The sequence below is a fragment of the Frateuria defendens genome (assembly GCF_001182895.1).
Classification (GTDB): Bacteria; Pseudomonadota; Gammaproteobacteria; order Xanthomonadales; family Rhodanobacteraceae; genus Frateuria_B; species Frateuria_B defendens.
Genome location: NZ_LFQR01000107.1, coordinates 1 through 4,183, shown reverse-complemented (window position 1 = coordinate 4,183; position 4,183 = coordinate 1). Strand labels below are relative to the sequence as shown.

At 72.3% G+C, this 4,183-nt stretch carries 1 protein-coding gene; it reads left to right on the top strand.

Features of this window, described 5'->3' with window-relative positions; genetic code table 11:
• The first annotated feature begins 371 nt into the window (after nucleotides 1–371).
• Nucleotides 372–3,974, top strand: coding sequence for a hybrid sensor histidine kinase/response regulator (locus ACH65_RS14225; protein WP_237561531.1), 3,603 nt, complete (start codon nucleotides 372–374; stop codon nucleotides 3,972–3,974).
• The last annotated feature ends 209 nt before the right edge of the window (nucleotides 3,975–4,183 follow it).

The following is a 4,183-nucleotide window of genomic DNA, read 5'->3' as shown; positions in this document are numbered from 1 at the left end:
GGGATGCCCCGTCGGAAAACCCCAGCCCTCCCTCGCGAACCCTGCGGACAGGAGTCCGCAGGGCGCGCCCTCGGGGTGTCTTTCTCTTTGGTTACTTTCTCTTGGACAAGCAAGAGAAAGTAACTCGCTCCCCGGCAGGGGAGCGAAACCCCGGCCAAAGGCCGGCCAGTATGCCGACGAGGTTTCGATCACACGACACACTTTTCTTTCTCGCGGAATGCACAAGCAGGCATATCGTGCACAGGCTCTGAGAACGGTTCTCACGAGTGAAGGGGGCTTTTTGGCATCATGCGAGGGATCAGTACGCCGCGGTATGCGCCCCCGGGCCGCCGCATCGACCGGGGAGCGATCAGAAACGCATGGTGCCGGCAATGCTGCTGAGCATGGCCTTGCTGCTCGGCGTCTTGGCGCCGGAAGCCGCCGCGCCTTCGCCGGGTGCCGTCGCCGTCGCGCCGGCCGCCATGCCCGAAGGCGCCCTTCCCACGCCGCAATTCCGCCGCTACGACACCGCCGCCGGCCTGCCCAGCACGGCCGTCTACGCGGTGGTGCAGGACCGCGAAGGGGCGATGTGGTTCGCCACCAAGGGCGGCCTGGCCCGCTTCGACGGCGTGGAGTTCCAGGTGTTCCGCCATGTGGCGGGCGATCCGGACTCGCTCTACAACAACAACCTCTCCACCCTGCTGCTTGACCGCCAGGGCAAGTTGTGGGCCGGCGGCCTGGACGCGGGTCTCAACCGCTATGACCCCGCCACCGGCCGCTTCCGCCACTGGGGCCACGACCCGGCCGACCCGGACAGCCTGGCCAGCGGGCGGGTGTGGGCGATCGCGCAGAGCGCCGACGGCAGCCTGTGGGTGGGCACGGTGCGCGGCCTGGACCGCATGCGCCCGGACGGCCTGTTCGAGCACGTCGCCAACCCGCTGCTGGGCGCGGACCCGGCCGCGTTCGGCACCGTCGCGGCGTTGTACGAGGACCCGCGCGGGCAGCTGTGGGTGGGCAGCTCGCGGGGCGTGTTCCGGCGCGACGCGCAGGGCCGCTTCCACGCGGTGGGCACCGGCGTGCCGGGCCAGCTGCTGGACGCCTGGCGCATCGACGGCGACGGCACGCAGGTGCGCATCGACGCGGTGGACGGCCTCTACCTGGTCGGCGCCGACGACGTCGCGTGGCCGTTCTCCAGCGCGGCGCTCGCCCAGGGCAACGTGATGAGCAGCGTGCGCGACGCCGCCGGCCGGCTGTGGATCGGCACCAAGAAGGGCCTCTACCTGCAGACCGGCCCGGATGCGCCGGTGACGGCGGTGATGGACCGCCCGGTGTTGTACGGCAATCTCCCCGGCAGCTGGATCTGGCAGCTCTACGCCGACCGCGAGGGCGGCCTGTGGGTGACCCTGCTCGACGGCGGCGTGGCCTACCTCGCGCCCGGCTGGCACAGCTTCAGCCGCTTCACCCACGTGCCGGACGACCCGGCGAGCCTGCGCGACGCGGTGGCCACCACGATGGCGCGCGTGCGCGACGACCGCCACCTGTGGGTGGGTGAGCGCGGCGGCCGCGTGGACCGGCTCGACCCGGCCACCGGCGCGGTCGAGCACGTGCTCTCCGACCTGCACGGCGACGTGCTCGGCATGACCGAGGACGCCGACCGCCGCCTGTGGGTGGCGGTGCAGGGCGCGCTGTACCGCACCCGCGACGGCAAGGCCGACCGCGTCGATCCGCAGGGCCGCTGGCTGCGGCATCCGCTGGAGGTGGAGCAGGGCCCGGACCGCCGCCTGTACGTGCGTACCTTCGGCGAGGGCGTGTTCCGCGTCGACCCGGATACGCTCGAGGTGACGCCGGTGCCGATCCGCAGCCGCGACGACAAGGTGCTGTGGGGCGCGCAGATGACGCTGGAGAGTTCCCGCGGCGTCTTCTGGTACGCCAGCGAGGGCGGCCTGATGCGCCTGGACGCCGGCCACGCCCATTTCGAGCTGGTGCCGGGCGCGCCCACCGGCCGGCCGGTGGAGGCCTTCGACTTCAGCCCCGACGGGCTGTGGACGGCCGGGCCCGACGGCCTGGAGCAATACCGCTACCGCGGCGAGGGCCTGGCGCTGGTGCGCCATGTCGACGGCGCGCGCGGCTGGCCTTCGGTCAACGTGGTCGACCTGCGCGTGGACGCGCGCGGGCGGGTGTGGGTGTTCGGCCGCGACGGGCTGTGGCGCTTCGATCCCGCCAGCGAGAGCTTCCGCTCCTTCGGCCTGCAGGACGGCCTGAGCAACGGCGAGTTCTCGCGCGGCTTCGCGCGATTGGCGGGCCGCGACACGGTCTACGCGCCCAGCCTGGGCGGCGTGGTGGCCTTCGACCCCGACCGCGTGGACGAGCAGCGCACGGTGCCGCAGCTGGCCATCACCCGTGTCGGCGTGCAGCGCGGCGTCGTCGCCACCAGCCTGCCGCTGTCGGCCGGGCGGTCGATCGAGGTGGGCTGGCGCGACCGCCAGCTGCGGGTGGAGGCGCGGGTGTTCTCCTACGCCGATCCGGCGGCCAACCGCTATCGCTTCCACCTGACCGGGCTGGACAACGGCTGGGTGGATACCGGCAACCGCGGCGAGCGCGAGTTCGCCGGCCTCGCTGCGGGCGACTACACGCTGGCGGTGACGGCGGCCGGCGCCGACGGCGTGTGGGCGAGCGTGGCGCCGGTGTCCATCCACGTGGAGGCGCCGCCGTGGGCGCGCTGGTGGGCGCGCAGCGCCTACGCGCTGGCGGTGCTGGGGCTGGGCTGGCTGCTGTTCCGCGCCTGGCAGCGGCGCGTGGCGCACCGCTACGCCATCGACCTGGCCGAGCAGCGGCGCCTCTTGGCCGAGCAGGCCAGCGCGGCCAAGACCCAGTTCCTCGCCACCCTGAGCCATGAGATCCGCACGCCGATGACCGGCGTGATGGGCATGGCCGAACTCCTGCTCACCACCCCGCTCAGCGCCGTGCAGCACGAGTACACCCAGGCCATGCAGCGCTCCGGCGGCATGCTGCTCAAGCTGCTCAACGAGGCGCTCGACCTCGCGCGCATCGAGGCCGGGCGGCTGGAGCTGGAGCCCGCGCCGTTCGATCCGCACCAGTTGGTGGAAGACGTGGCGCGCCTGGAGATCGGCCAGGCGCAGGTGAAGGGCCTGCGCTTCGAGCTGATGATCGCCGACGACCTGCCCTCGCGCGTGCTCGGCGATGCGGTGCGCATCAAGCAGGTGCTGCTCAACCTCGCCAACAACGCGCTCAAGTTCACCGACGTCGGCAGCGTGAAGCTGAGCGCCAGGTGGGACCACGAGGGCATGCTCTTCAGCGTGCAGGACACCGGCCCGGGCATCGCCGAATCCAGCCGCGAGCGCCTGTTCCAGCGCTTCGAGCAGGCCGACGGTCCGCAGCGGCGCGCCGGCAGCGGCCTCGGCCTCGCCATCAGCCGCGAGCTGGTCGCCCTGATGGGCGGATACATCGAGCTGGAATCGCGGCTGGGCCACGGCAGCACCTTCCGCGTGCGCCTGCCACTGCCGGTGCTGGACGCCACGCCGCCGGAGCGCACCGCCGCCGCCGAGCCCGTGCCCGAGCGCGCGCTGGACGTGCTGCTGGTGGAGGACGACGCCATCGTGGCGGCGGTGATCCGCGGCCTGCTGGAGCGCCAGCGCCATCGGGTGTGCTACGCCCCCAACGGCCTCGCTGCGCTGGCCGAGCTTGCCGAGCGCCACATCGACGTGGTGCTGCTCGACCTGGACCTGCCGGGCGTGGACGGCTTCCGCGTCGCCCGCCTGATCCGTCAGGGCGAGGCGCCGGGCACGCGGGTGCCGATCATGGCGATCACCGCGCGCTCGGGGGGCGACGAGGAGACGCTGAGCCGCGAGGCGGGCATGGACGGCTTCCTGCGCAAGCCGCTCACCGGCGAGCAGCTGGCGGCGGTGCTCGCGGAGGTGGTGCGGGCGAGCGAGCCGCAGTCGCAGCGGCCGGCGGAAGGGGTGGGGAGGGTCTGAGGGCTTGTTTCTGAGGTTGCCGCCGATGGGGGGCATTGGGTGTGTCTTGGGTAACCATGTGTGTGTGCCCCGCACTTGCTCGTTGTTCTGGAGCAGGTCGGAGGCGCTTCACTACAGCGAAGCGGGTCACGCAGCGCCACACGGCTGGGTTTTTTTTGAAGCGAAATGTTGGCGCGATCTGGCCGGCCTTTGGCCGGGGGTTTCGCTCC

Coding starts and splice junctions, on each gene's coding strand:
- ACH65_RS14225 (WP_237561531.1), top strand. CDS start 372: ATGCTGCTGAGCATGGCCTTGCTGCTCGGCGTCTTGGCGCCGGAAGCC.